Source organism: Methylobacterium sp. AC433, assembly GCF_979253015.1.
Genome location: NZ_CEEDBN010000004.1, coordinates 228568 through 254414 on the forward strand (window position 1 = coordinate 228568; position 25847 = coordinate 254414).

Annotated in this window: 30 protein-coding genes, 1 other RNA gene and 1 pseudogene; 15 read left to right on the forward strand and 17 right to left on the reverse strand. The window is 67.6% G+C overall.

Features of this window, described 5'->3' with window-relative positions; all coding sequences use genetic code 11:
* Positions 1 to 39 precede the first annotated feature (39 nt).
* Positions 40 to 1341 (reverse strand): polyhydroxyalkanoate depolymerase, encoded by a 1302-nt coding sequence (locus tag AC0IWM_RS09060; protein ID WP_471754451.1) that lies wholly within the window; start codon positions 1339 to 1341, stop codon positions 40 to 42.
* Positions 1342 to 1531: 190 nt separating this feature from the next.
* On the opposite strand from AC0IWM_RS09060, the gene AC0IWM_RS09065 reads away from it, so the two are divergent.
* From AC0IWM_RS09065 to purQ, 5 genes are all read left to right on the forward strand, one after another.
* Positions 1532 to 2917 (forward strand): ActS/PrrB/RegB family redox-sensitive histidine kinase, encoded by a 1386-nt coding sequence (locus tag AC0IWM_RS09065; protein WP_471754453.1) that lies wholly within the window; start codon positions 1532 to 1534, stop codon positions 2915 to 2917.
* Between the two features lie 54 nt (positions 2918 to 2971).
* Positions 2972 to 3574 (forward strand): ActR/PrrA/RegA family redox response regulator transcription factor, encoded by a 603-nt coding sequence (locus AC0IWM_RS09070; RefSeq protein WP_471754455.1) that lies wholly within the window; start codon positions 2972 to 2974, stop codon positions 3572 to 3574.
* A gap of 119 nt (positions 3575 to 3693) precedes the next feature.
* On the forward strand, positions 3694 to 3930 hold the full coding sequence (locus AC0IWM_RS09075; protein WP_056476124.1) for a hypothetical protein: 237 nt from the start codon (positions 3694 to 3696) through the stop codon (positions 3928 to 3930).
* 116 nt (positions 3931 to 4046) lie between these two features.
* A complete protein-coding gene (gene purS, locus AC0IWM_RS09080; RefSeq protein WP_471754457.1) occupies positions 4047 to 4286 on the forward strand; it encodes a phosphoribosylformylglycinamidine synthase subunit PurS in 240 nt (79 codons plus the stop codon).
* Entirely contained in the window at positions 4286 to 4966 is a 681-nt protein-coding gene (gene purQ, locus AC0IWM_RS09085; protein WP_471754459.1) for a phosphoribosylformylglycinamidine synthase subunit PurQ, read from the forward strand. The genes purS and purQ overlap by 1 nt, the downstream gene beginning before the upstream one ends.
* A 45-nt stretch (positions 4967 to 5011) precedes the next feature.
* Here the strand turns inward: purQ and AC0IWM_RS09090 are convergent, their stop codons facing one another.
* From AC0IWM_RS09090 to gap, 8 genes are all read right to left on the reverse strand, one after another.
* Complete coding sequence (locus tag AC0IWM_RS09090; RefSeq protein ID WP_471754461.1) at positions 5012 to 5557, reverse strand: adenine phosphoribosyltransferase; 546 nt, start codon at positions 5555 to 5557, stop codon at positions 5012 to 5014.
* Positions 5558 to 5608: 51 nt separating this feature from the next.
* Entirely contained in the window at positions 5609 to 6403 is a 795-nt protein-coding gene (locus AC0IWM_RS09095; RefSeq protein WP_056476134.1) for an inositol monophosphatase family protein, read from the reverse strand.
* 116 nt (positions 6404 to 6519) lie between these two features.
* Complete coding sequence (locus tag AC0IWM_RS09100; RefSeq protein WP_471754616.1) at positions 6520 to 7515, reverse strand: tetratricopeptide repeat protein; 996 nt, start codon at positions 7513 to 7515, stop codon at positions 6520 to 6522.
* A gap of 26 nt (positions 7516 to 7541) precedes the next feature.
* On the reverse strand, positions 7542 to 8204 hold the full coding sequence (locus AC0IWM_RS09105) for a thiamine phosphate synthase (protein ID WP_471754463.1): 663 nt from the start codon (positions 8202 to 8204) through the stop codon (positions 7542 to 7544).
* A gap of 19 nt (positions 8205 to 8223) precedes the next feature.
* Positions 8224 to 9297 (reverse strand): class II fructose-bisphosphate aldolase, encoded by a 1074-nt coding sequence (gene fba / locus AC0IWM_RS09110; protein ID WP_471754465.1) that lies wholly within the window; start codon positions 9295 to 9297, stop codon positions 8224 to 8226.
* Positions 9298 to 9495: 198 nt separating this feature from the next.
* Positions 9496 to 10698, reverse strand: coding sequence for a phosphoglycerate kinase (locus AC0IWM_RS09115; protein WP_471754467.1), 1203 nt, complete (start codon positions 10696 to 10698; stop codon positions 9496 to 9498).
* Positions 10699 to 10735: 37 nt separating this feature from the next.
* On the reverse strand, positions 10736 to 11203 hold the full coding sequence (locus AC0IWM_RS09120) for a hypothetical protein (protein WP_471754469.1): 468 nt from the start codon (positions 11201 to 11203) through the stop codon (positions 10736 to 10738).
* A gap of 71 nt (positions 11204 to 11274) precedes the next feature.
* A complete protein-coding gene (gene gap, locus AC0IWM_RS09125; RefSeq protein WP_056476152.1) occupies positions 11275 to 12282 on the reverse strand; it encodes a type I glyceraldehyde-3-phosphate dehydrogenase in 1008 nt (335 codons plus the stop codon).
* Positions 12283 to 12741: 459 nt separating this feature from the next.
* Here gap and AC0IWM_RS09130 point away from each other — a divergent pair, with 459 nt between their 5' ends.
* The 7 genes from AC0IWM_RS09130 to AC0IWM_RS09160 all read left to right on the forward strand — a co-directional run bounded on the left by AC0IWM_RS09130 (position 12742) and on the right by AC0IWM_RS09160 (position 17232).
* Entirely contained in the window at positions 12742 to 13023 is a 282-nt protein-coding gene (locus AC0IWM_RS09130) for a DUF4164 domain-containing protein (RefSeq protein WP_471754471.1), read from the forward strand.
* Positions 13024 to 13058: 35 nt separating this feature from the next.
* On the forward strand, positions 13059 to 13418 hold the full coding sequence (locus tag AC0IWM_RS09135; RefSeq protein WP_471754473.1) for a cell division protein ZapA: 360 nt from the start codon (positions 13059 to 13061) through the stop codon (positions 13416 to 13418).
* 78 nt (positions 13419 to 13496) lie between these two features.
* A non-coding RNA gene (ssrS, locus tag AC0IWM_RS09140) (6S RNA) lies at positions 13497 to 13654 on the forward strand.
* A complete protein-coding gene (locus AC0IWM_RS09145) occupies positions 13644 to 14252 on the forward strand; it encodes a 5-formyltetrahydrofolate cyclo-ligase (RefSeq protein ID WP_471754475.1) in 609 nt (202 codons plus the stop codon). The genes ssrS and AC0IWM_RS09145 overlap by 11 nt, the downstream gene beginning before the upstream one ends.
* A gap of 9 nt (positions 14253 to 14261) precedes the next feature.
* A complete protein-coding gene (locus tag AC0IWM_RS09150; protein WP_471754477.1) occupies positions 14262 to 15083 on the forward strand; it encodes a TIGR00282 family metallophosphoesterase in 822 nt (273 codons plus the stop codon).
* A gap of 138 nt (positions 15084 to 15221) precedes the next feature.
* Complete coding sequence (locus AC0IWM_RS09155) at positions 15222 to 16217, forward strand: flagellar motor protein MotA (RefSeq protein ID WP_471754479.1); 996 nt, start codon at positions 15222 to 15224, stop codon at positions 16215 to 16217.
* A gap of 1 nt (position 16218) precedes the next feature.
* The gene (locus tag AC0IWM_RS09160) at positions 16219 to 17232 is read left to right on the forward strand and encodes a peptidoglycan -binding protein (RefSeq protein ID WP_471754481.1); all 1014 of its coding nucleotides are present in this window, start codon (positions 16219 to 16221) and stop codon (positions 17230 to 17232) included.
* 9 nt (positions 17233 to 17241) lie between these two features.
* Here the strand turns inward: AC0IWM_RS09160 and AC0IWM_RS09165 are convergent, their stop codons facing one another.
* The 3 genes from AC0IWM_RS09165 to AC0IWM_RS09175 are packed head-to-tail and all read right to left on the reverse strand — an operon-like array spanning position 17242 to position 19676.
* A complete protein-coding gene (locus AC0IWM_RS09165; protein WP_471754483.1) occupies positions 17242 to 17619 on the reverse strand; it encodes a hypothetical protein in 378 nt (125 codons plus the stop codon).
* Positions 17620 to 17629: 10 nt separating this feature from the next.
* The gene (locus tag AC0IWM_RS09170; RefSeq protein WP_471754485.1) at positions 17630 to 19183 is read right to left on the reverse strand and encodes a S10 family peptidase; all 1554 of its coding nucleotides are present in this window, start codon (positions 19181 to 19183) and stop codon (positions 17630 to 17632) included.
* A gap of 40 nt (positions 19184 to 19223) precedes the next feature.
* Positions 19224 to 19676: a DNA polymerase III subunit chi gene (locus AC0IWM_RS09175; protein WP_471754618.1), complete on the reverse strand. Its 453-nt coding sequence runs from the start codon at positions 19674 to 19676 to the stop codon at positions 19224 to 19226.
* 189 nt (positions 19677 to 19865) lie between these two features.
* On the opposite strand from AC0IWM_RS09175, the pseudogene AC0IWM_RS09180 reads away from it, so the two are divergent.
* The 3 genes and pseudogenes from AC0IWM_RS09180 to AC0IWM_RS09190 form a co-directional block, all read left to right on the forward strand.
* Positions 19866 to 20078: pseudogene (locus tag AC0IWM_RS09180) on the forward strand (SDR family NAD(P)-dependent oxidoreductase); the annotation flags it as partial.
* A 5-nt stretch (positions 20079 to 20083) separates the two neighbouring features.
* Positions 20084 to 20995 carry an alpha/beta fold hydrolase gene (locus AC0IWM_RS09185; RefSeq protein ID WP_471754487.1) on the forward strand — a complete coding sequence of 304 codons (912 nt, stop codon included), beginning with the start codon at positions 20084 to 20086 and terminating at the stop codon, positions 20993 to 20995.
* Between the two features lie 175 nt (positions 20996 to 21170).
* Positions 21171 to 21401 (forward strand): hypothetical protein, encoded by a 231-nt coding sequence (locus tag AC0IWM_RS09190; RefSeq protein ID WP_471754489.1) that lies wholly within the window; start codon positions 21171 to 21173, stop codon positions 21399 to 21401.
* Positions 21402 to 21429: 28 nt separating this feature from the next.
* Here AC0IWM_RS09190 and AC0IWM_RS09195 read toward each other — a convergent pair whose 3' ends face one another.
* From AC0IWM_RS09195 to AC0IWM_RS09215, 5 genes are all read right to left on the reverse strand, one after another.
* On the reverse strand, positions 21430 to 21732 hold the full coding sequence (locus tag AC0IWM_RS09195) for a hypothetical protein (RefSeq protein WP_471754491.1): 303 nt from the start codon (positions 21730 to 21732) through the stop codon (positions 21430 to 21432).
* A 77-nt stretch (positions 21733 to 21809) separates the two neighbouring features.
* Positions 21810 to 22973: a glutathionylspermidine synthase family protein gene (locus AC0IWM_RS09200; RefSeq protein ID WP_471754493.1), complete on the reverse strand. Its 1164-nt coding sequence runs from the start codon at positions 22971 to 22973 to the stop codon at positions 21810 to 21812.
* A complete protein-coding gene (locus AC0IWM_RS09205; protein ID WP_471754495.1) occupies positions 22973 to 23539 on the reverse strand; it encodes a DUF1190 domain-containing protein in 567 nt (188 codons plus the stop codon). Before AC0IWM_RS09205 ends, AC0IWM_RS09200 begins: the two co-directional genes overlap by 1 nt.
* A 183-nt stretch (positions 23540 to 23722) precedes the next feature.
* Entirely contained in the window at positions 23723 to 24121 is a 399-nt protein-coding gene (locus AC0IWM_RS09210; protein ID WP_056476201.1) for a DUF350 domain-containing protein, read from the reverse strand.
* Between the two features lie 19 nt (positions 24122 to 24140).
* Positions 24141 to 25769 carry a CTP synthase gene (locus tag AC0IWM_RS09215; RefSeq protein WP_471754497.1) on the reverse strand — a complete coding sequence of 543 codons (1629 nt, stop codon included), beginning with the start codon at positions 25767 to 25769 and terminating at the stop codon, positions 24141 to 24143.
* Positions 25770 to 25847: the final 78 nt, after the last annotated feature.

Genomic DNA, 25847 nt, shown 5'->3' on the forward strand with positions numbered 1-25847 from the left:
TGTCGCGCACCTTCGCCATCGATCCGCGCGCCCTCATCCTCAGGCGGGCGATCCGAGCCGATCCGCTTCGGGCTGCTGCCGGATCGGCGCCCCGTCGCGGTCGGAATCCGCCATCTCACGGACGAAGGCGGCGATCCGAGGCGCGATGATGGTGCGGTAGCGCGAACCGTTGAAGACGCCGTAATGCCCGACTCCCTTCTGCAGATGATAGGCTTTCCGCTCGGATGGGAGATTCGGCGTGAGATCCAGGGCGGCCTGCGTCTGTCCAACACCGGAGATGTCGTCGTTCTCGCCCTCGATCGCGAGGATGGCGCAGGTGCGGAGCGCACCAAGATCGACGCGGGCGCCGCGATGAATCATCGTCCCTTTCGGCAAGGCGTGATCGACGAAGACTGTCTTCACCGTCTGCAGATAGAACTCGGCCGTGAGGTCCATCACGGCGAGGTACTCATCGTAGAACTCGCGGTGCTTCTCCGCCGAATCACCGTCTCCCCGAACAAGATGGTCGAACATCTCGGCATGGGCGTTGACGTGCCGGTCCAAGTTCATCGCCATGAAGCCTGAGAGCTGGAAGAAGCCGGGATAGACGCTGCGCCATACGCCCGGATAGCCGGCAGGAACCGTGGTGATGCAGTTTCGCTCGAACCAAGCGGTTCCACGCTCCTGCGCCACGCAGTTCACCGCGGTGGGTGAGCGCCGGGTGTCGATGGGACCGCCCATCAGCGTCATCGAGCGCGGCACCGGCGCATAGTCCTGCGCCTCCATCACGGCGATCGCAGCGAGCACCGGTACGGCAGGCTGACACACGGCCATGACATGGAGATCCGGACCGAGGTCGCGGAACATGTCGATGAGGTAGTCGATGTAGGAATCGAGATCGAACCGCCCGGCTCCGATCGGCACCATGCGGGCGTCGGCCCAATCGGTGATGAAGACCTGATGGTCCGGAAGCATGGCTTCCACGGTACCGCGCAGAAGCGTGGCGTAGTGACCCGACATCGGCGCGACGATGAGGAGCTTGGGCTGCGGCTCTGCGGGGCGGCGCACGAAACCCCGGTCGAAGGTGATGACGCGGCAGAAAGGGCGCTCCCACACGACACGCTCGCTTACCGGTACGCTCGTTCCATCAATGGTGGTGCTGGAGAAGCCGAAGGTGGGCTTGCCGTAGCGTCGGGTCACCCGCTCGAACATCTCGCAGGCCGCTGCCATCGAGCGGGCATAGGGCGTGTAAGCGAGTGGGTTGGCAGGGTTCAGCAGGCTGTGCTTGGCAACATCCGCAACGAGGCGCGCCGGCGTCGTCATCAGGCGGGCGGCCTCGTACCAGAGATAAGACAAGTTCACGGACAAACCCCCCTTGCGCCGGCTATACTTGGCCCAAGCCTCAAGAAATGCGCATCCTGCCGGACGCCGTCCAGATTGATCCCGGCGGATTCGGTCGGAACGATTTAGCGCAAAAGCGACAGCGGCAGGAGCGCATGACGGTGGCCGAAGGGATAGACGCGAGACAGCCGGGCCCTATCGTTTCCCTGACATGATCGACATGAGCACCAACGGCTTCGTCCGCGACGCACGGCACCTGCGTCTCGACACCTTCGTGCGGCTGCGATGGCTCGCGATCACAGGACAGAGCGCGGCTGTCGTCGGAGCGCAGTTCGGGCTGGGCCTGCCGCTGCCCTTCGGCTGGTGCTTCCTCGTGATCGCCACCTCGTCCTGGCTGAATCTCGCGCTGCGCATCCGATTTCCCGCGAGCTACCGGTTAAGCGACGACTCCGCGGCCCTGCTCCTCGCCTTCGACATCGTCCAGCTCGCCGCCCTCCTGTTCCTCACCGGCGGATTACAGAATCCATTCTCGCTGCTGTTCCTCGCCCCCGTGCTGATCTCAGCGACCGCTCTTCCGCCTGAGCGGACCCTGGCGTTGGGGCTCCTGGCGATCGGCCTCGCGACTCTGCTCGCCTTGGTCCACCGTCCCCTGCCCTGGTTCGCCGACGGACGCCTGGAACTGCCCTTCCTGTATATATCGGGCATCTGGACCGCGATCCTGCTCGGCACCGCCTTCACGGGCGTCTACGCCTGGAAGGTCGCTGAGGAGACGCGCCAGCTCGCGCAGGCCCTTGCCGCCACGGAACTTGTGCTGGCGCGCGAGCAGCACCTGTCGCAGCTCGACGGGCTCGCCGCCGCGGCTGCTCACGAACTCGGTACGCCACTCGGCACGATCATGGTGGTGACGAAGGAACTGACGCGTCAGTTGGCAACCACCGCCAGCCCTTCCGTAAGGGAAGATCTGACACTTCTGCGCGATCAGGTCGACCGCTGCCGCGGCATCCTCTCGAAGCTAACATCGCTCGACAGCGACGAGGCCGGGTTTCTGCAGACGGTCAGCCTCAGCCACCTCGTCGAGGAACTGGTCGAACCCCAGCGTGCCATGGGCATCATCCTCGACGTTTCGAACAAGGGTGAAGGTTCCGAGCCGGCCTGCCGACGCAATCCGGGCGTCATGTTCGGGCTCGCCAACATCGTCGACAATGCCGTCGACTTCGCCTCGGACCGCGTGATCATCGAGGCACGCTGGACCCTAGAGCGGGTGTGGCTTGAGATCCGGGACGACGGACCGGGCTTCTCCAGCGAAGTGCTCCTCCGCGCTGGCGAGCCCTATGTGACGACCCGAAGCCCGGATCGCTCGCGAAGCCCTGACAGCACCGGAGCGGGCCTCGGGCTTGGTCTTTTCATCGCAAAGACACTGATCGAACGATCCGGCGCGCAGCTGACGTTGTCGAACGTCTCGCAACACGAGGCGACTGGTGCCGTAGTAAGGATCAGCTGGGCCCGTCACATCTTCGAGCGTGGCGCGCTGACAGTCGATCATGCGCAATTGAGTCGTGGGCAACCCCTGACGGAGGCCGGTGCGACACCTATATGAGACGTAGACCAAAACCCTTTCGAGGATCGCTCGAGAACTACGGAGGAGCGTCGGATGCTGACGCAGACTGGAACAACGGCGCCGGGTGCCGATATCGCTCCGCTTGCCGACAACGACCCCCTGGCCGCTTTCAGCGATCGGTCGCTGCTGATTGTCGACGACGACAAGCCGTTCTCGACCCGGCTCGCCCGTGCCATGGAGATGCGCGGTTACGAGGTACAGGTTGCCGAGAGCGTCGCCGAAGGCGTCTCGATGGTGGATGTACGCCCGCCCGCCTTCGCCGTCATCGATATGCGCCTTGGTGACGGAAACGGCCTCGACGTGATCGCGCGCCTCAAGGAGCGCCGGCCGGATGCGCGCGGCGTCATCCTGACCGGCTACGGCAATATCGCAACGGCGGTAACGGCTGTGAAACTCGGCGCTTTCGATTACCTCGCCAAGCCAGCCGATGCCGACGAGATCCATGGCACCCTGATGGCGCAGCCAGGCGAGCGGGCCGACCCGCCGGAAAACCCGATGTCCGCGGACCGCGTGCGTTGGGAGCACATTCAGCGGGTCTATGAACTCTGCGGACGCAATGTCTCGGAAACGGCACGCCGCCTGAACATGCATCGCCGCACGCTTCAGCGGATCCTTGCTAAGCGCGCGCCACGCTGAGCTTCGACGTGAAGGCGTGGGCGGCGTTGCGTGACCAGTTCGGTTCGCGCTAAGTCGCCCCGCATCTATCTTGGCGCCGGGTTTCCTCCCGTGCGAGGCCGTAGCGGGGCGACACTGCAGTGAATACGCGGAATCTCATCACGATCCTGAGCATGATGGTGCTCGTCGGCACGGAGGTCTTCGCGGTCGCCATCGCGGCGGGCTGGGCTTTGGCCGGTCTGTTCGACCTGGGCGACACGGTCGGCCACGTGCTCATGGCCCTGTTCAGCCTCTTCGCGGCCTGGGTAATGCTCCAGCTCTGGCGTCGCGCCACCAGCATCGAGCCGTTGCGCGAGACGGACCCGAGCGCACGCTGAGCGAAAACTATCGTTCCGAAGATCAAGAGCGGCCCCCTCGGGGGCCGTTTCGCGTTGCTTGCCCGGCGTTTCCCGATTATCCGCAGGGTGCCCCGACAGCAGACGAGTCCAAATCCATGAAAGCACGCATCATCGTCACCCTGAAGACCGGCGTGCTGGACCCGCAGGGTAAGGCGATCGAGGCGGCCCTGACGTCGTTCGGCCTTTCCGGCATCGACAGCGTGCGCCAGGGGAAAGTCTTCGACGTGGAGATTGCGGGCGCGGATCGGGCGGCGGCCGAGGCGACATTGAAGAGCGCCTGCGAGAAACTGCTCGCCAACACCGTGGTCGAAAACTACGCCATCGAGATCGCCTGATGCGTGCCGCCATCGTTGTCTTTCCTGGCTCCAATCGCGACGGGGATGTCGCCCGGGCTTTGACCCAGTCGGGTGCCGAGGTCTTGAAGGTCTGGCACGCGGATACAGAGTTGCCTGCAGGAACTGATCTGGCCGTTCTCCCGGGCGGGTTCTCGTATGGTGACTACCTGCGGTGTGGCGCCATCGCAGGGCGTGCGGCCGCTATGGACGCGGTTCGGGCCCACGCGGCTCGCGGCGGCCTAGTGCTGGGCATTTGCAACGGATTCCAGATCCTATGCGAATCGGGTCTGCTGCCCGGTGTCCTGATGCGGAACGTCGATCGGCGCTTCATCTGCCATCGCCAGCTGCTTCGCGTGGAGCGCGCCGATACGAAATTCACCTCTGCCTACACCAGGAATCAGGTCATCGACGTCTGCGTGGCCCATGGTGAGGGCAACTACTTCGCCGATCCAGACACCATCACGCGCCTCGAGGGCGATGGTCGGGTGGCGTTCCGGTATTCCGACGCCGACGGGAAGCTGACGGTCGATGCGAACCGCAATGGCTCGCTGAACTCCATCGCGGGCATCTACTCCGAGAAGCTCAACGTGCTCGGCCTGATGCCGCATCCGGAGAACTTCGTGGAGGATCTCGTCGGTGGAACGGACGGGCGTGGCCTGTTCACGAGCCTCGCCGCCTAACTTGCCGCCGCGTCGTTCCGTTGTCGGGGAACGACGCATCGGGCTTCAGTGCCCGTCGAATTCCATCAAGGTCCGGACCGGCACATCGAGATCGCGCAGCTTCTGTGCGCCGCCGATCTCCGGCAGGTCGATGACGAAGCAAGCCGCCACCACCTCGGCACCGATCTGGCGCAGCAGGTTCACCGCGGCGCAGGCCGTGCCGCCGGTGGCGATCAGGTCGTCCACGAGGAGCACACGGTCGCCCGGCTTGATCGCGTCGACGTGGATTTCCATCTCGTCGGTGCCGTATTCGAGCGCGTAGGCGATCGACACGGTCTTGTGAGGCAGCTTGCCCTTCTTGCGGATCGGCACGAAGCCGGAGGAGAGCTGGTGCGCTACGGCGCCGCCGAGGATGAAACCCCGCGCCTCGATACCCGCCACCTGATCGATCCGGCCGCCTGCATAAGGATGCACCAGCGCGTCGACCGCGCGACGGAACGCCCGCGGGTCGCTCAGCAACGTTGTGATATCGCGAAAGACGATCCCGGGTTTCGGGTAATCCGGGATCGACCGGATCGAGTCCTTCAATGCGATGTGGCGGCGGGTTTCCATACGGGCAGCCCTTGTCGAGGAGAATTGAAGCGAGGAGGCGCTCGGCACCCCTCAGGCGTTGGCGCGGCGCAGGAGCTTCACGAGTTCACCGTGCAGGACTTCGTTGCCACAGGCCACCGAACGGGCGGCCAATGGCTCGGCACCGCCGTCGGCACTGGTGACGAAGCCACCGGCCTCGCGCACCAGGATGATCCCCGCAGCAATGTCCCAGGTCTGCAGATCCCGCTCCCAGTAGAGGTCGGAGCGACCACACGCCACGTAGGCGAGGTCGAGGGCGGCCGAGCCGAAGCGGCGGGCACCTCCGGTCACGGCCATCACGGCGGCGACCTCGCGCAGGAGTTTCGGGTGATCGCCTCGGCCGAGATAGGGCGAGCCGTAGGCGACCAGGGCATCGGCCATGTCGGTCCGCCCGGAGACGCGCAGGCGGCGGTTGTTCAGATAAGCACCCTTGCCGCGCTCGGCGACGAAGAGCTCGTCCTTGGCCGGATCGTAGATTACGCCGGCGACGATCTGGCCCTCGCGCTCCAGACCGACCGAGATGGCGAAGTGCGGGATGCCGTGAAGGAAGTTCGTGGTGCCGTCGAGAGGATCGACGTGCCAGGTGTGGCTCTTGTCCGCCCCCTCGACGTTGCCGGATTCCTCTAGGATGAGCCCGTAGCCTGGCCGCGCCTTCATCAACGCATCCTTCAGGACTTCCTCGGCCTTGCGGTCGGCTGCGGAGACGAAGTTTCCGGGACCCTTACGGGAGACCTGCAGGTTCTCGATCTCGCCGTAATCGCGTTTGAGGCCGCGGGCCGCCTTGCGCACGGCGTCGACCATAACGGTCATGAGGGGTGAGCTAATCATCGATCTTCAGGTCCAGGCCGATTCAAAGAACGTTGGTTCGAGAAACATCCGGCGCGGCCATAGCACGTTTGCGCGCCGGCTCACCCCTGTCGAATGCGGGTCTGCCCTACGAGCTGCTAATTGACCTTCGCGCGATCGGCCGCGAGAGCCTCGGCGCGTTGGCGCTCCGCCGGCTCCAGACCCTTCAGGTTCTCGTCGAGCCAGGGGTCCGACAATCCCTGCGCCGAGGCAGCAAGATTCCAGGCCGCCGCCTCCACCAGATTCTTCTGAACGCCGCGCCCGACCACGAACAGTCGCGCGATCCGATTCTGAGCAATGGCGTTCCCGCGAGCGGCGGCGTGCTGGAAGTAGCGCGCAGCGCGCGGCTCATCCTTCGCCAGGCCGGTGCCGTTGAAGAGAAGGATGGCGAACTCGACCTCGCCGGCCAGATCGCCGTTATCAGCTGCCCGCCGGAACCATTCGGCGGCCTGGGCCGGATCCCTGGTCACACCGCGGCCCTGCAGGTAGAGGACGCCGAGATCGTGCTGTGCGGCGCCGATCTCACCGTCCGCTGCCTTGCGGAACAGGGTGGCGGCCCTAGCCTGATCCGGTTCGGTACCGGTGCCCAGGAGGATCAGCGCAAGGTTGTAGGCAGCGGTCGTGTCACCCTTCTCGGCGGCTTTCTCCAGCCATTGCCGCCCGGCTTTCAAGTCCTTGGCGCCCCCACGCCCGTCGATGGACATCAGGCCGAGCGACGCCATCGCGTGCACGTCGCCCTGCGCGGCGGCGAGGCGGTACCATTCCGCCGCCTTCACCGGGTCCTGCTTGAGGCCGAGACCCTGATTGTAGAGTTCGCCCAGCAACGTCATCGCCGCTGCATCCTTCGGATCGGCCGCGATCCGCTTCGTCGCCTCGCGGAATGCAGTCGTGTACTGGCCGCGCTGGTAGGCGCCGAAGGCCGTATCCGCCGGCTTGTCGCTGGGCTTCGCCGTGAAGGGCACGGACCGCATGGCGTTCGGGGAGTAGGGTGTCGGCAGTTCCTTGAGGGGGGCCGAGAACACCTCGCGTGTCGCGGGCTTCGCCGCTTCCGGCGACAGCGACGACGCGCCGTAAACCTCGCCGAGACCGAACATCAGCGCCGTGAGGCTGAGCGCCACCCTCACGCGGTCGCCTCCCGGGCGGCGGCTACCTGCATCTGGATCGCGGCGACATTGGCGGTCTCGCCGATCCAGAGGGTGCTCTCCAAACCGAGAAACTCGGCGCCCGTGCCTAGGAGCGGACCGACCTGATCTGTTGCATGCGCGACGGCAATGCAGGGTGTCTCGAAGATCTCGGTCCACCAGCCGGCCCGGTCCAGCACAGTCTCGGCATCCGGCGCCATGCCGTCGGCGTAGAGACCGCCGAACATTACATAGTCGACACCGGCCTCGCCGGCCTCCATGGCCGCGTGCTTCTGCTCGTGCCCACCTGCGCCGAGGATGCGTCCGTCGGCGAGGCGCTCCCGCAGGTCGCGCAGATCACCGTCTCGCGCCTTGTCCAAGTGGACCCCGTCGGCCCCCCCGCGCGCCGAGACGCTGACGAGGTCGCCGGCGAAGCCCGAGCAGGCGACGACCACCGCCGCACCCGCATCCTGGGCTACCGGCGCCAGACGCTTGACCAGGTTGACGAGGCTGCGCTCGTCGGCCGGGGCCAGGCGTAGGATGACGGCAGCGACATCGCCGGCCGCGCAGGCGGCCATGATCGCGGCGCCGAGCGCTTCGGCGTCACCGGCCTCGACCCGGTGGGGACTGAGCAGAGCGAGGCGGGTGCGGGGTTCCGACATACGGGGTCCTTCCGACTCCTCAGCTCGCCGCGCCGATCTTCGGGTCGAGGGAGCCGTTGGCGTAGCGCTTGGCCATGGTGGCCACGGAAACCGGGCGGATCTTGGAACCCTGGCCAGCGGTGCCGAACTCTTCGAAGCGCTGCTTGCAGAGCTTGGTCATCGCCTCCATGGCGGGCTTCAGGTACTTGCGCGGATCGAACTCGGCCTTGTTCTCGGCGAGGATCTTCCGGATCTGGCCCGTCATCGCCATCCGGTTGTCGGTGTCGATGTTGATCTTGCGCACACCGTGCTTGATGCCGCGCTGGATTTCCTCGACCGGCACGCCCCAGGTCGGCTTCATTTCGCCGCCGTACTGGTTGATGATGTCCTGGAGGTCCTGCGGCACCGACGAGGAGCCGTGCATCACTAGGTGGGTCGTGGGCAGACGGCGGTGAATCTCCTCAATCACGCTCATCGCCAGGACGTCGCCGTCGGGCTTGCGCGTGAACTTGTAGGCGCCGTGCGACGTGCCCATGGCGACTGCGAGGGCGTCGACCTTCGTCGCCTCGACGAACTTCACGGCCTCGTCGGGATCGGTGAGGAGCTGGTCGTGGCTGAGCACACCCTCGGCACCATGGCCGTCCTCGGCCTCGCCTTGGCCGCTCTCCAGAGACCCGAGCACGCCGAGTTCGCCCTCGACCGAAACGCCGGCCCAATGGGCCATCTTGGTGACGTTGCGGGTGATCTCGACGTTGTAGTTGTAGTCGGCGGGAGTCTTGCCGTCGGCCTTCAGCGATCCGTCCATCATCACCGAGGTGAAGCCGTACTGGATGGCGGTGGCGCAGGTGGCTTCGTCGCTGCCGTGATCGAGGTGCATGCACACCGGGATATGAGGATAGATCTCCACGAGGCCGTCAATGAGCTTGGCCAGCACGATGTCATTGGCATAGGCGCGTGCGCCCTTGCTCGCCTGAAGGATTACCGGAGAGTCGGTCGCATCGGCCGCCGCCATGATGGCGAGGCCCTGCTCCATGTTGTTCAGGTTGAACGCGGGCACGCCGTATTCATGCTCGGCGGCATGATCCAGGAGCTGCCTCAGGGTGATGCGGGCCATGGGTTTCTCCTCAGATGCGAACGCCCCGAAGGCGATCCGCCAACCGACGCGCCAGGGGGCGCAATCCTTCCGAATTCGTTCGTCTTTTCGGACCTTTGCGGGTCCGTTGCAACTCTCGCGGGACAGCATTCCAGGGAAGCGGCGCGGTGTCGGAGGACGTAGGCCGTCCGCCCGGAATTCACCGCGTCGCGGCTGCGGTCAGCCCTTGGCGCGCAGGGCCTCGACGCCGGGCAGTTCCTTGCCCTCGAGCCATTCGAGGAATGCGCCGCCGGCCGTGGAGACGTAGGAGAAGGTCTCGCCGACACCGGCATGGTTCAGGGCCGCGACCGTGTCGCCGCCGCCCGCCACCGAGACGAGCTTACCGGCCTTGGTCCGCTCGGCCGCATGCCGGGCGGCGGCGACGGTAGCGGCATCGAACGGCGTCAGCTCGAAGGCGCCGAGCGGACCGTTCCAGACCAGGGTCGCGGCCTCGTCGATGGCCGCATTGATCTCGGCCACCGATGCGGGGCCGGCATCGAGGATCATGCCGCTGTCCGGCACGGCATCGACCGACACCGTCTGGTGCGCTGCGTTCGCCTTGAACTCGGAGGCCGAGACCGCGTCGACCGGCAGGATGATCCGGCACTTGGCCGCCTTGGCCGCCTCGACAATGCGCAGGGCGGTGTCGGCAAGGTCCTTCTCGCAGAGCGATTTGCCGACAGCCTTGCCCTGCGCGTGCAGGAAGGTATTGGCCATGCCGCCGCCGATGACAAGCATGTCGACTTTCGCGACGAGGTTCTGAAGGAGGTCGATCTTCGAGGAGACCTTGGCACCGCCGACGAGGGCGATGACCGGACGAGTCGGGGCTTCCAGGCCCTTGGTCAAGGCGTCGAGCTCGGCCTGCATCAGGCGGCCGGCATAGGCGGGCAGCAGATGGGCGAGGCCTTCCGTCGAGGCATGTGCCCGGTGTGCGGCCGAGAACGCCTCGTTGACGTAGAGGTCGCCGTTGACGGCCAGTTGCTCGGCGAAGGCCTTGTCGTTCTTCTCCTCGCCGGCATGGAAGCGGGTGTTCTCGAGGAGGAGGACGTCTCCGTCCTCGAGGCGCGCAACGGCATCGGCCGCGGCCGGGCCGACGCAATCCTCGGCGAAAGCGACCTCGCGGCCGAGCTTCCGGCTCAAGGTCTCCACGACGGGCTTCAGCGACTCGGACGCGACGGGCTTTCCTTTTGGACGCCCAAAATGCGCCAGCAGCACCACGCGGCCGCCCTTGTCGGCGATCTCGGCAATCGTCGGCACGATCCGCTCGATACGGGTGGCGTCGGTGACGCGTTCACCCTCCATCGGTACGTTCAGGTCCACGCGTAGTAGCACGCGCTTGCCCTGAAGCGGGCCGGCATCGTCGAGGGTGCGGAAAGCGGTCATCGGGGCCTTGGCTCTGGTCGGGCGGGACGGGTCTGGATCAGCGCGGCGGCAGCATCGCGTCCAGGTGGAAGCGCTGGGCGGCGATGGTCAGTGCGACCGTGAGGACTGCAGTGATGATCGCGGTGAGCACGAGGGCGCCGGAACCGGGCAAACCGCGAGTGCGGTCGGCGATGGAACGGACTTCGCTGCGGAGGGCGGAGAGATCGCTCTGGCGGGCCGCCTCATTCATGCGGCCGGCGGCACCTTCGACCTTCTCCTCGACGCGGGACAGCAGTGCCTCGGAGCGCGCATACTTGTCCTCGATCCGCGAACACTTGTCCTCAATCCGGGCCAGCTGATCGCTACTCGGTCCGTTGCCGTGCGCCGGGAGAGGTTCGGCCTTGCCGATCAAGACCGGATCTGCCGGAACCGAACCGGCGGGGGCCGTAGCCGGCGCGGGCGCCGGCGACGGGGGTGCTGAAGTGCCTGGAATGAAGTCGCGTCCGGTGGGGGAGGTCTCTGTCATATCAGGCACACCATGCTGGTCGTCGCGTGGTCTTCGGGAACCTTCGAACCGTCAGAAGGCGGTGAAGTGGCTCAGAGCAGCTTGCCCATGGCCACGGCCGTGTCGGCCATGCGGTTCGAGAAGCCCCACTCGTTGTCGTACCATGACAGGATGCGCACGAAGGTGCCGTCCATGACCTTGGTCTGATCGAGATGGAAGGTCGACGAGTGGGGATCGTGGTTGAAGTCGATCGAGACGTTGGGCTGATCGGTATAGGCCAGCACGCCCTTGAGCGGACCGTCGGCGGCGGCACGGATCGCGTTGTTGATCTCCTCCACCGTGGTCTGGCGCTTGGCCGTGAAGACGAGATCGACAGCCGAGACGTTGGGGGTCGGCACGCGGATCGAAGTGCCGTCGAGCTTGCCCTTCAGCTCCGGCAGCACGAGCCCGACGGCCTTAGCCGCGCCGGTGGAGGTCGGGATCATCGAGAGCGCGGCGGCACGGGCCCGGTAGAGGTCCTTGTGCATCTGGTCCAGCGAGGGCTGGTCGTTGGTGTAGGAGTGGATCGTCGTCATGAAGCCGCGCTCGATCCCGACGAGATCGTTCAGCACCTTGGCCACTGGCACGAGGCAGTTGGTGGTGCAGGAGGCGTTCGAGATGACGAGGTGGTCGGCGGTCAGCTTGTCGTGGTTGACGCCGTAGACCACCGTCAGGTCGGCTCCGTCGGCGGGCGCCGAGACGATGACGCGCTTGGCGCCGGCGTCGAGGTGGGCCTTGGCCTTGTCCTTCGACGTGAAGATGCCGGTGCACTCGAGGGCGATGTCGACGCCGAGCTCGCGATGCGGCAGCTCGGCCGGGTTGCGCACGGCCGTGACCTTGATGCGCTGGCCGTCGACAACGATGAATTCGCCGTCGACCTCGACCTTGGCGTTGAAGCGGCCGTGGATCGAATCGAAGCGCAGGAGGTGGGCGTTGGTCTCGACCGGGCCGAGGTCGTTGATCGCCACCACCTCGATGTCCTTGCGACCGGCCTCGTGGATGGCGCGCAGGACGTTGCGGCCGATGCGTCCGAACCCGTTGATGGCAACCTTCACCGACACAGCGTGAGTCCTTCCCATAATCGGGCGCCGGCCACGCAGCACCCTCCAGCATGATGATCGTCGCGGCGTGCCCGACGGGCAGGCCTCGATCCGTTGCCCGCTCTGTGCGAGTCCCGATTGAACGACAGATGAACTGCCGCGCAGGATCGGGCGCGCGATCGCAGCCGAAGACCGGAAGGAAGCGCGCGGCGGACGCTGACCAGATTGGCGGACAGGGGCCTGTCCTCTCGCCTGATCGCGTCACGGATTGCCGTATAGCCGGTCTGTGGGCGGGCGGTCTCTAACATGGTGACAAATCGAGGCAAAGGTTACATGGCACGCCACACGGGGTGGATAACCCTTTCCCGGTGGATACCCTGTCCCATCCCGGCATGGCGCAGGGGGCTCCCTCCGGTAGAACCGAGGTGCTGCTTAGCGTTTGGCCGGTGGAACGTTGTTGAAGAAAAGGGGCATTCATCCGTGAGCCAGACCATCGATCTGGCGCTGCAGCGCCTGGAGGCCGTGCTCTCCCGCCTGGAGGGCGCCGTCACCCAGCGTTTCGAGGCCGAGCGTGACCCGAGCGACCTCGAGACCGAGCTGGCGATCATGGGTGAGGATCGGGCGCGCCTCGCCGCCGAACTCGATGCCGCGAGCGCCCGCTTCGCCGAATTCGAGGCGACCTCCGCAGATGTCGACCACCGCCTCGGGCGGGCGATCGATGCCGTCGAGGGCATGCTGGCCCCGTCCTGCAGCAGCCGCTAACCCACGAAATCCAACGCTCCAGCGATCCGAAACCGATGCCTCAGATCAACGTCACAATCGACGGCAAGAACTACCGGATGGCCTGCGCAGAGGGCGAGGAGGCGCACCTCACAGCCCTCGCCGAGGGGCTCGACGGCCGCATCACCGAGATGCGCCGATCCTTCGGCGAAATCGGTGACATGCGCCTCCACGTGATGGCAGCTCTGATGCAGGCGGATGAATTGCAGGAAGCGCAGGGGCGTCTCGCGGCCCTGGAGCAGGAGGCCGCCGCCCTCCGGGCGACGGTGGAATCAGGTGAGTCCGTGCGTGCGGCCGAGGAGGAACGGCTCGCGGAAGGCCTCGTGCGTTGCGCCGAGCGGATCGAGCGCCTCGCGCATGTCATTTCCGCGGGGTGAAGCCGCAGCGGCCGGAATTCCTCCAGGCGAGGAGATGCCCCCCTGGCGCTCCCCGCATGCCGACGCTACATGGGAATGGCGGGGCTGCCGGGTCCGTCAGGAGAACTTTTCCCCGGGGCCTTATCGACTCCCCAGGGAGCTGTCCCTGGCCTCGTCCCTGGACTTGGCCAACACGGCGCCCACCTACATTGTAGGTTTCCCGGGATCGACACTCCAACGGCTCACGTGGCTCCGCACTCAGACCCCTCTCCCGCCGGACATGCCATCTCCGCCCACAAGGCGGCTCTTCGGGCCGAGGCCCTGGCCCGCCGCGACGCCCTCCACGAACAGGATCGCCGTACCGGCTCGGTGCGCATCGCCACGACGGTAATGGCCATCGGCGCACTGGCCGAAGCCGGGATCGTCGGAGCGTTCTGGCCGATCCGCAGCGAGGTCGATCCTCGTCCGCTCGCTCGCCTGCTGTTCGCGCGCGGACAGCGCATCGCCCTGCCCAAGGTGACGCCCCAGGGACTCGTCTTTCGCGAATGGCGCGAGGGTGAGGCGCTGGTCGCCGGGCGCTTTGGTCTCAGTGAACCGCACGACGCCCTGCCGCCCCTCGATCCCACTGCGTTGATCGTCCCGCTGGCGGCCTATGACCGACGTGGCCATCGCATCGGCTACGGACGCGGCTACTATGACCAAGCCATCGAGCGCCTGTCCCGGAATGGTCCGGTGCTGACGATCGGCGTGGCCTTCTCGGTCCAGGCGGTGGCTGAAGTCCCCTCCGAGCCGCACGACCAGCCGCTCGATCATCTCGTCACCGAAGCGGGCCCGGTCCCGCTGATACGGACCTGACTTTCCGCGATGCGCATTCTCTTTCTCGGCGATGTGGTGGGCCGTCCCGGCCGCACCGTCATCTCGGACCGTCTTCCCGCCCTCCGCGAGCGCTGGCGCCTCGACTGCGTGGTGATCAACGGCGAGAACGCCGCCGGCGGCTTCGGCCTCACGGAAGCGATCTGCGACGAACTCCTTCAGGCGGGGGCCGACGCGGTGACCCTCGGCAACCATTCCTTCGATCAGCGCGAGGCCCTCGTCTTCATCCAGCGCCAGACGCGCCTCGTGAGACCGGCGAACTATCCGCCGGGCACGCCGGGTCGAGGCGCCACCGTGGTGGAGACCCAAAAGGGCGCCCGCGTCCTCGTCCTCAACGTCATGGGCCGCCTCTACATGGATGCTCTCGACGATCCGTTCGCCTCGGCCGAGCGCGAACTCTCAGCCTGCCCCCTCGGCGCCGTGGCGGACGCGGTCATCGTGGACGTGCATGCCGAGGCGACCAGCGAGAAGCAGGCCTTCGGCCACTTTCTCGACGGCCGTGCCAGCCTGGTCGTGGGTACCCACACCCACACGCCGACCTCGGATCACAGGATCCTGCCTGCCGGCACCGCCTACCTCTCGGACGCCGGCATGTGCGGCGACTACGATTCGATCCTGGGCATGCAGAAGGACGAGCCCCTGCGCCGTTTCCTGCAGAAAACGCCGGGTGCTCGTCTCGAAACGGCTCAGGGCGAGGGCACGCTCTGCGGCATCGCGGTCGAGACCGACGACGCGACGGGCCTGGCGAAGAGCGTTGCCGCCGTGCGCCTCGGGCCGCATCTGGAGGAGACCTGGCCGCGGGCGTGGGATTAGCCGGCGCAACGGGCAACCATCCACGGCCCGACGCCAATGGCGACTTGATCGGTGCCGAACCACCCTGCAATGTGCCGGCGCGTCCGCGCGCTCGCTGCGCCGGGCTGCCAGTTCCGCGTTGAGAGTGTGCCCGAGCCGATGGCGACCCCACCCGCACCCGCGACGATCGCCAAGCCAGGCATCTACCTCGTCCGGATGCTGGTCTTCCTGATCCTGGTCGGGTTCCTCGCCTTCGTCCTGTTCCGCCAGATCACGCCGGCCTTCCTGGCCAATCCGGGCTTGAACGGGCTCATCCTCGGCGTCCTGCTCATTTCGGTGCTTCTGGCCTTCGGGCAGGTGGTGCGGCTCTACCGGGAGGTGACCTACGTCAACGCCGTTGCGGCGGGCGAGAGCCCGAGCCGGCCGCCTCCGCTGATGGCACCGCTGGCACCCGCCATCGCCGCCCGGCACGACGGGATGACCCTGCCCACCAACCGCGCCTTCCTCGACACCGCGGCCGCCCGCCTCGACGAGGGCCGGGAGATCCTGCGCTACGTCTCGGGTCTCCTCATCCTGCTGGGCCTCCTCGGCACGTTCTGGGGCCTCATCGACACGCTGAGCGCGGTCGGCTCGGTGATCAGGACCATGCGTGGCGGCGGCGAGGCCGCGGCGATGTTCGACGAGTTGAAGAACGGCCTCGCGGTGCCGCTCTCCGGCATCGGCCTCGCCTTCTCGGCCTCCCTCTTCGGGCTCGCGAGCTCGCTGATCATCGGCTTCCTCGACCTGCAGGCCGGGCAGGCGCATGCGCGCTTCCACAACGAGCTGGAGGACTGGCTCCTCTCCGGCGAAATACCGCAAGGTCGTGTCGAGGTCGCGGCCCCGGCGAAGGCGCAAGCCGCGCCGCTTCCGACACAGGACCCGGCCAGCGCCCGCGAACTGAAAGAGGCCGTGGACCGCCTGACCAGCGTGGTGGCGGAGGGCGCCAACGGGCGGGTCGCCACCCAGGCCATGACGAATCTGGCGGAAGGCATCCAGGGGCTCGTGCAGCACATGCGGGCCGAGCAGCAGATGATTCGCGACTGGGTCGAGGCCCAGGCGACCCGCGAGCGCGAATTGAAGCAGGTGCTCGAGCGCCTGGGCCGCGAGCGGACCTGAGATGGCCTCGACGCGCGGTCGCCGCGACCGGAGCCTGAACGTCTGGCCGGGCTACGTCGACGCCCTGGCGACGCTGCTGCTCGCCGTCGTCTTCCTGCTCACGATCTTCGTTGTCGGTCAGTTCTTCCTGTCCCAGGAGATCAGCGGCCGCGATTCGGTGCTGACCCGTCTCAACCGCCAGATCTCCGACCTGACGGAGCTGCTGGCCCTGGAGCGCTCGACCCGGAAGACGCAGGAGGATCAGGCCTCGTCCCTGCGCAGCACCCTGCTGGGAACGCAAGCCGAGCGTGACCGCCTGAAGTCCCAGGCCGAGGCGGCGGAGAGCTCGGCCGGGCGTCAGGGCGAGGTCGACCGGCAGTTGGCAGCGGAGCGGGCGAACACGGCCCGGGCCGTCTCGCAGATCGACCTGCTGAACGAGCAGATCGCGGCGATGCGGCGGCAGCTCGCGGCGCTGGAGGATGCCCTCGCCGCATCCGAGACCCGGGACCGCGAGAGCCAGGCCCGAATCGCCGATCTCGGCAGCCGCCTGAACGTGGCGCTTGCCCAGAAGGTGCAGGAACTGGCGCGGTACCGCTCGGACTTCTTCGGCCGCCTGCGCCAGATCCTCGGCAACCGTCAGGACATCCGCATCGTCGGCGACCGCTTCGTGCTGCAATCCGAGGTGCTGTTTCCGGCCGGCTCCGCCAGCCTGAAACCGGAGGCCGGCCCAGAGCTCGACCGCATCGCCGGCGCGATTCTCGACCTCGCCAAGCAGATCCCGGCCGACATTCCCTGGGTGCTGCGCATCGACGGCCATACCGATGCCAGGCCGATCGCCAGTGCGCAGTTCCCGTCGAACTGGGCTCTCTCGGCGGCGCGCGCCATCGCGGTGGTCCAAGCCATGGTCGCCAAGGGCATCCCGCCCCAGCACCTCCTCGCGGCCGCCTTCGGCGAGTTCCAGCCCATCGAGGCCGGCACGACCGAGGAGGCCTATGCCCGCAACCGGCGCATCGAGATGAAGCTCACCGAGCGCTGAGCCTGCGTCTCACTTCACGATCCGGTCGAGCCGGTTGTTGACGAAGAAGTACAGCTCCTTCGCACCGGGCTCGTTGTAGAGGACCTGCACTTCGCGGCCGGCGCGCCCCTCTCCCACCAGCACGTCGGTGGGTGGCTTGCCCTTCAGCCGGACGAGGTCGCACTCGCCGATGCCGATCTCGATCGCAGCGGCTCCGGCCGGTGCCGGCGCGGTGCAGGTCCCCTCCCCGGTCAGGACCGGACCCTGGAAGGTCGGTGCCGGCACGGGCTTGGGCGGGGCGACCGGAATCGGAGCGGGCGCCGCGCTCTCGGTGCTGGAGCAGGCGGACAGGCCACCGGCCGCGAGAGCGGCCAGCACGATCAGGCGCGGTCGTTTCGAAACGGGCAAGGCAGGGTCCTCAGCGCTGAGCGGGATTCCGCGCGCTGAGCGCGGCCGCGTAGAGAGCCGCCGCGTCCCGATGGAACGCGGCGCGCGAATCCGGTCGGGAATAGAACATGTGACCACCCGGGTACACGGCGAGATCGAGGCGTCCGCCGCCATAGGCCGGCATCTGGTCGATCAGGAGCTTCGACGCGAAGTACGGTGTGACGAGGTCGGTGTACCCATGGGCGACCAGCACGCGCATGTTGCCGTCGAGGGCGAGCACGCCGCGCAGGGCACCAAGGGATTCGGGCGCCGAACGCCCTCCACCCCAGGACCAGCCTCGGTTCACGGCGCCATTGAGCAGTTCGTAGCGCAGATCCGGCACACGGTAGTTCAGGGTGTCGTTGTAGAGCGCGATCATCGCGCTGGTCAGCGGGGCTTGAAGCCCGGTGAGCAGCGGATCCTCGAAACCCGAATGGGCGGCATTGGGGTCGGGGTCCCAGCCGGTCACGCCGGTGTCGTAGGCACTGGCGACCCGCCCGGTGTCTCGGCCGATCTCGCGCTGGACGCTCTGGCCGGAGAGCCGCCCGGCCTGGCGCCGGACGAAGCTCGGGTCGAGCCCGGTCAGGGCGCCGACCCGGTCACCCAGCCGTGCCACGGCGGCGCCGTCGGACGGCCCCTTCAGGAGATCGGCGAGGTATGGTCCGGTGGCATAGGCCTCCGCGTCCGCCATGGTCTCGCGCGTCGGCGTGCCGCCCGCCCGCTCGATGGCGGCGGCGGCAAAGGACGGCAGCTTGATCACGTGGCCCCAGGGCGTGGTGCGGGGCGCCTGCAGCCAGGCGAAGTCGAGCACGGGCGAGAGCAGAACCATGCCGGACAGACCGACGCCGATCTCCTCCTGGAGCTTCGAGGCGATCAGCGGTCCCCGAAAGCCACCGTAGCTCTCGCCCACGTAGAATTTCGGCGCCGCCATGCGGTCGTTGGTCCGCAGCCATCGGGCGATGGCCGAAGCGAGCACGGACGCATCGGCATCGATGCTCCAGTAGCGCTTGGCGTCGCCATCGGCCGCACGGCTGTAGCCGGTGCCCACGGGGTCGATGAACACGAGGTCGGTGAAGTCGAGCCAGGTCCCGTCGTTCGGCACCAGGCCGATCGGCGCCGACGGGCTGATGCTGGCGCCTTCCACCGGCAGGCGCCAGGGCCCGATCGCCCCGATATTGAGGTAGGCCGACGCGGCACCCGGTCCGCCGTTCACCGCAAAGGTCACGGGGCGGGCCGGGTCGCTCTTCTTCCCGCCTGCCGGGCTGACCAGCGTGTAAGCGATGAAGGCGATCTCCGCCTGGAGCTTCCCGGCCTCGTCGACGAGCGGCAGGCTTCCGGCCCGGGCGGTGAAGGCGAGAGCTCGACCGTCCGGCAGCGTGACGCCGTGCTCGGTGACGGCGTCCGCCGGGAGTTTGCCACCCTGGGTGCCGCGGGGCTCGGGCGCCTTTCGTGCTTCGGCCGGCCGCTCGCCCTGCGCTGCAGGTTGCGCCTGAAGCGGCGGTGCGGCGAGAAGGAGGGCCGCGAGGCCGATGGCGAGACGTCTCATGGCGTTTCCTCTCGGCGATCGTTGGAAGGCGGCAGCGCCGTCAGGCCTTCTTCTGCCAGCGGCCGTCGTCGTCCTGCTGCCAGTAGGCGATCGCATGGCCGGCGGCCTTCGCCTCCTTCCACTGCTCGCGGGCGCGCAACAGGGCATCCTGGTCGGTGCCGTCGAACAGCACGCAGATGCGGGCGTAACCGGCGGCGTCCGAAGGCAGGTCGGCGCCTTCGACCAGGAAGCGGATCGAAGCGGCGTTCGGGTTGGTATCCTTCAGGGTCAGCACGACCGGCTGGCTGGCCGCATCGACGTCGCGATCGGTCCCGTGCGGCAGGAAGCTGTCGTCGCTGTAGGTCCAGAGCTGGTCGTCGAGGGCCTGAAGCCGCTCCTCGCTGGCGGCCTGAATCGCCGCGCGCCACTGGCGCTCCAGCGAGCGCTCCAGCAGGTTCGGCAGCACCGTCTCGAGGGGCTGGTTCTGGAGATGGTAGAACAGGATCTCGGTCACAGCCTGCAAGGTAGTCATACGCTGCGCCAAAGCCAGCGGCATCGCCTCCCACCGCGCCTCTTCCGGCGCGCGGACCCGCGCGTGAAAACCGCGCAGGCGCGTCCTGGGAACAGAACCGGCGCCACGCCCGTGAGTAAGCGTTCGAGGACGCCGATGGCGATCCGTGCGAACGGGCGGGGAATGGGCAGGATGCGACACCGGAAGGCGCTGCGCGATCAGGTCGCGGTCATCACCGGGGCCTCGAGCGGTATCGGTCTCGCGACCGCCCGCATGGCTGCGAAGGCCGGGGTCCGGGTCGTCCTGGCGGCGCGCGGCGGCGAAACCCTCGAGCGCATCGCTCAGGAGATCGAAACCCAGGGCGGTCGCGCCGTCGCAATCGCGGCCGACGTCGGCAAGCGCGCGCTCTGATGGAGGTCGGACCCGTCGCCAGCCCGGTCGGGCGCATCTCGCCGAGTGTCGCCGCGCGCCTGGTCCCGCGTTCGACCATCGATCTCCACGACGGCCGGACGCTGGCCTATGCCGAGGCGGGACAGGGGCCGGCCCTCGTGATCATTCACGGGACGCTGATGTCCCTGGAGGATATGTGGCTCGGGCCGGTGCCGCATCTCGCCGAGCATTTTCGGGTCATCGCCGTCGACCGCCCGGGACATGGCTTCAGCCGGCGCCAGGGCATCGCCGATGCTCATTCCTGGCGGCAGGCCGCCTTGATCCGCGACGGCGTGCGGGCGCTCGGCCTCGAGCGGCCGATCATCGTCGGCCATTCCTTCGGAGGGGCGGTGGGGATCGCCTACGGCCTGCAGTTTCCGGACGAGATCGCGGGTGTCGTCGCGCTGGCGCCGATCTGCTTTCCCGAGCCCCGGCTCGAGCACCTGTTGTTCGGCCCCCGGGCGGCTCCGGGTGGCGGCCTCGCCTCGGCGCTCCTCGGACGCTCCGTCGACCCTGCGCTGCTGCCCCTCCTGTGGAACGCGATGTTCCTGCCGGCCACGATGCCGCCCGGCTACGCGGAAGCCTATCCCTTCGGGCTCGTCGGGAATGCGGAACAGCTGGTGGCCGAGGGCGAGGATGCGGCGGGGCTGATGGCCGGGCTGACCCGAAGTGCCCTCGCCTATCACACCTGCCGTGCTCCGGTGCGAATCCTCGCCGGCGATTCCGATATCGTCGTCAGCACGCCCAGGCACGGATACTGGGCCTCGCACCGCATCCCGGGGGCAGTCTTCACCGGCCTTTCGCGGACCGGGCACATGCTGCACCACCAGCATCCCGAAGCCGTCCTGGAAGCGGCCCGGGCCATCGCCGGTCAGGGACACGAAAATGCCTGATCAAATTTCCGAGACGCTCGCTTTGGCTCAAGGTTCGTCAACCGGAAGCCATTATTGCAGCGCACATGCAGTCCACCGGCGCCGCGGATGCGCGCGCCGCCTGCACGACCCTCTCTCGACCCTCCGCCGGCGCCCTGAGAGCGGGGGCCGGGCGATCAGCCAAGGATCTCATCCCGTGAGCTTCACCGTCAGTGCGCGCGTCTCGGAGCGTTGCGTCAGCTTCCGCCACAGCTCGATCCTGGGCGCGGTGGAGCAGGGCTGGTCGCTGATGACCGCCGGGATGACGGACGTCCGAATCACGGACGCGGACGGGCGCGTCCACTGCCCGGACGCCCTCCACCGGCACCTGTTCGGGCCGCGTGGCCAGGCGCCTGCCGAGGCGGCCGTGACGAAGCTCGCGGCCTGAGCCGCGAACGTCGTTCCAAGGTTCGACCTCAGCGCCGAATGGTCTTGCCACCGAAGGTCGAGAACGATTCGTCGATGACGCCGCGCTGAGCGGAATCGGCCTCGACGCGAACCTGAATCGCCCCGGTCAGCGCCGGTTCGCCCACGGTTTCGGTCTTGTTGCGGCCATCCTCGAGATCGGCGCCGGCTTGCTCCGTGCCGGCGCTGTTGCGATCGCCCGCCGAGACCACCGTGATCGCCTTCCGGTCGATGCCGTGCTCCTGAACGAGGTGCTCCACGCTCATCTCGGCATCGCGACGGGTTTCGAAATCGGCGGTGAAGATCGGCGGCATTCCATGGCTCCATGCAGGGCGACGACGGTATCGGGTCCCTGTCAATCGAGCAGCGCTGGCGACGTTCCGCCCGAGCCTCAAGCCGGCTCGATGTAATGCGGGACGAAGAGGGCCGTGTTCGTCGTCACCGGACCGGCCCCTTCCCGGATACAGATCCCGGCCGGCGCATCACCGACGATCCAGGATCCGACGAGCGGTCGCCGCCCGTCGAAGTTCGGCAGTGGCGCCAGCGCCTGGCAGATATGGCCTTCCGTCCCGTAGGGACCTTCGGGCTGCGCGATCGTCACGCCGTTCTCCACCATCAGGATGTTGGCCCCTTCCCGTGACAGGAGCGGCTTGCGCACGAAGCTTTCTCCCAGGCGCGCCTTGGCCGGGTCGGACTCGAAATAGGCCGGCAGCAGGTTCGGGTGGCCCGGCTCGCGCGCGTAGAGGTGCGGCAGCAGCCCCTTGTTCGACAGCACCGCTTTCCAGGGCGGCTCCAGGAAGCGGGTCTCGGTCCGGCCGAGTTCCGCCGCGAAGGCATCCTGAAACGCCCACTCCCACGGGTAGAGCTTGAACAGCCGGCCGATCGGCACCGCGTGCCGATCGACGAAGCGGGCCCCCTCGTCGAGGCCGATATCGGCAAGATCGAGGAACCGGCAATCGAGGCCGGCCTGCCGCGCGCAATCCTCCAGATAGGCCACGGTGCCGCGATCCTCGGGGGCATCCGCAAAGGCGGCGAAAGCCAGGGTGCCGTCCCCGGGCATCTGACGAAAATGTCCGATCAGTCGCTCGTGGACGGAGTTGAACTGGTCGGAGCCGGGCGGAAGACGGTCGCGCGCGAGCAGGTCCTCGAACCAGAGCCACTGGAAGGCGCCGGTCTCGTAGAGGGCGGTCGGCGTGTCCGCGTTGTATTCCAGGAGCTTGGCCGGTCCTGCGCCGTCATAGGCCAGATCGAGGCGGCCGTAGAGCGAAGGGTCTCCGCGGCGCCAGCTCTCGCGCACCACGTCCCAGACCTGCTCCGGGATCCGAAGGGAAGCGAGGATGCGCGCATCCTCGACGGCCGCATCGACGAAATCCAGGCAGAGGGCGTGCAGATCCGCGCTCGCCGCTTCGAGGTCCCCCTCGATCTCCGCCAGCGAGAACGCATAGGCGTGGCTCTCCTGCCAGTACGGCAGGTCATCCAGGCTGTGGAAGTGGAAGCCGTTGCGCCTCGCGGAGTCACGCCAGTCCGGACGTTCGCCGAGGAAGACGCGGCGCATCAACTGCCCCCGTGATGCGTGGCTTCCGGGTCGCCGCAGACCTCGCGTCCCGTCGCGCCGAAGCCTCCGAAGACCGTGCGGCGGACGGACGCCGCGGGCACCCTGGCGGCGCTGCTCGCCCCGTCGGCGGCCGGAGCGATCGGGCATCCCCAGCTTGTCCGGTAGCTCGCAGCGGATGCCAGGCCGAGGCCTCGTCGCGCGTCGGCATCCCGGAAGAGCGGTTGGGGTTCGAGCTTTTGCGCCGCCGTGAGCCCGACCGCGTAGGCCACCATCAGCGGGACGAAGGCATCGCCGCCCGGTTGCGGGGCCGTGTCCCGTCGCCGGCACTGCCCGATGCCGTGCTGGGCCTCGCAAAGATCGAGCGTCGGATAGGTGGGTGCCGCCGTCGCGTAAGTCCGAAGGGCCTCCGCATAATCGGACCGGCATTCGTCGGCCGTCCGCACGCGGCCCACACTGCAGGCCTCCGCGTTCGGATAGATGCGGACGTCTTCCATCCTTTGGCTCGGATCGATCCTCGCCAGGGCCACGGATGCCGCGCCCGCACCTGCCAGGAGGATCAGCGTCACCGTCTCGGAGCGCTTGAGGCTCCGACTCCGATCCGTCCCACCCGTCTCGTCCTGCGAAGACATTCCCGTTCAGGCCGCGCATCGCGGCCAGCTCCTTGCCGGTCCGATGACCCAGCCGATTGCGGATGTGGTGACGCGCTTGACCGTCGGAAAGGGATCTCCAGGACGGGATCCGAGACCGGTTCAGTAGGTCATCGCCGCCGCGTCGAGGATGCCGGCCGCCAGCGAGCTCGCTGCGAGCAGGGTCGCGGCCGCGGTCTCGCCGGCCTCGATGCGGCGGGACAGGTCCGGCAGGAGAAGGCGCGTCGCGAGATAGACCGTGACCTGCACGATGAGCGCCACCAGCCCCCAGACGATGCAATCGAGAATCGATTGCGCGTTGTGGATCGAGACGGCGAGCGGCAGCGTGTAGCCGACCAGGCTGCCGCCGAGCGCGATCGCCGCCGCGAGATTGTTCCGGCGGATCAGTGCGATTTCGCGATGCCCCGTCGCCTGAAGGTAGACGGCGAGGTAGACCGCGACCAAGCCAAGGGCGACCGCCAGGTAGGCCAGGAAAGGCCCCAGCCCCGCGATCGACGTCATGCGGAGCCCCTCCGACGCATCAGACCAGACGGCTCTGCACCATGGCGGCACCGATGAAGCTCTCGAACAACGGGTGCGGCTCGAAGGGGCGCGACTTCAGCTCCGGGTGGAACTGCACGCCGATGAACCAGGGATGCCCGACATGCTCCACGGTCTCCGGCAGGAGCCCGTCCGGCGACAGGCCGGAGAAGCGCAGGCCCTTCGCCTCCAGGCACTCGCGATAGGCCATGTTGACCTCGTAGCGGTGGCGGTGGCGCTCGGAGATCGCGGTGGTGCCGTAGATCTCGGCGATCTTCGAATCCGGGCGCAGACTCGCCTGATAGGCTCCGAGACGCATGGTGCCGCCGAGGTCGCCGGCCGCAGCGCGGCGCTCGAGCTCGTTGCCCTTCAGCCACTCGGTCAGGAGGCCGACCACCGGCTCGGTCGTCTCGCCGAACTCGGTCGAGTTGGCGTCCGTGACGCCCGCCAGCGCCCGGGCCGCCTCGATCACGGCCATCTGCATGCCGAAGCAGATGCCGAAATACGGGATCTTGCGCTCGCGGGCGTAGCGGGCGGCGCGGATCTTCCCCTCGGCGCCGCGCTGGCCGAACCCGCCCGGCACGAGGATGCCGTGGATGCCCTCGAGGAACGGCGCGGGATCCTCGCGCTCGAACACTTCGGCCTCGATCCATTCGAGGTTCACCTTGACCCGATGGGCGATGCCGCCATGGGTCAGCGCCTCGGTGAGCGACTTGTAGGCGTCCTTGAGGCCCGTGTACTTGCCCACGATCGCGATCGAGACCTCGCCCTCGGGGTTCTTGACCCGCTCGGAGATGGTGCGCCAACGCGACAGGTCGGGCTCATCCTGCGACGGCAGGCCGAAATGCGCCAGCACCTCGCGGTCGAGCCCGGCCTCGCGGTAGGAGAGCGGCACGTCGTAGATCGAGGCCACGTCGCGCGCCTCGATCACGGCGGTCTCGCGCACGTTGCAGAACAGGCCGAGCTTGCGCCGCTCGTCGGTGGGGATCGGCCGGTCGCAGCGGCAGAGCAGCAGGTCGGGCTGGATGCCGATGGAGCGCAGCTCCTTCACCGAGTGCTGCGTCGGCTTGGTCTTCAACTCGCCGGCGGACGGGATGTAGGGCAGCAGCGTCAGGTGGACGAAGGCGGTGGCGCCGCGCGGCAGTTCCTGCCCGAGTTGCCGGATCGCTTCGAAGAACGGCAGGCCCTCGATGTCGCCGACGGTGCCGCCGATCTCCACCAGCACGAAGTCGAAGGCCTCGTTGCCTTCGAGGACAAAGTCCTTGATCGCGTTGGTGACGTGCGGGATCACCTGGATCGTCGCGCCGAGATAGTCCCCGCGCCGCTCCTTGGTGATGATGTCGAGGTAGATCCGCCCGGTGGTGATGTTGTCGGCCCGGGTCGCGGCGAGCCCGGTGAAGCGCTCGTAATGCCCGAGGTCGAGGTCGGTCTCGGCGCCGTCGTCCGTGACGAAGACCTCGCCGTGCTGCGTCGGGCTCATCGTGCCCGGATCGACGTTCAGGTAGGGGTCGAGCTTGCGCAGGCGGACCTTGTAGCCTCGCGCCTGCAGCAGGGCAGCGAGCGCTGCCGATGCGAGGCCCTTACCGAGCGAGGAGACCACGCCGCCGGTGATGAATACGTACCGCGTCATGGGCCTCGGTCCATAAACAAGGGGAAACGATTCGCCAAACGGCAAAAACGCCTATCCCCCGCGATGCGAGCGCATGCG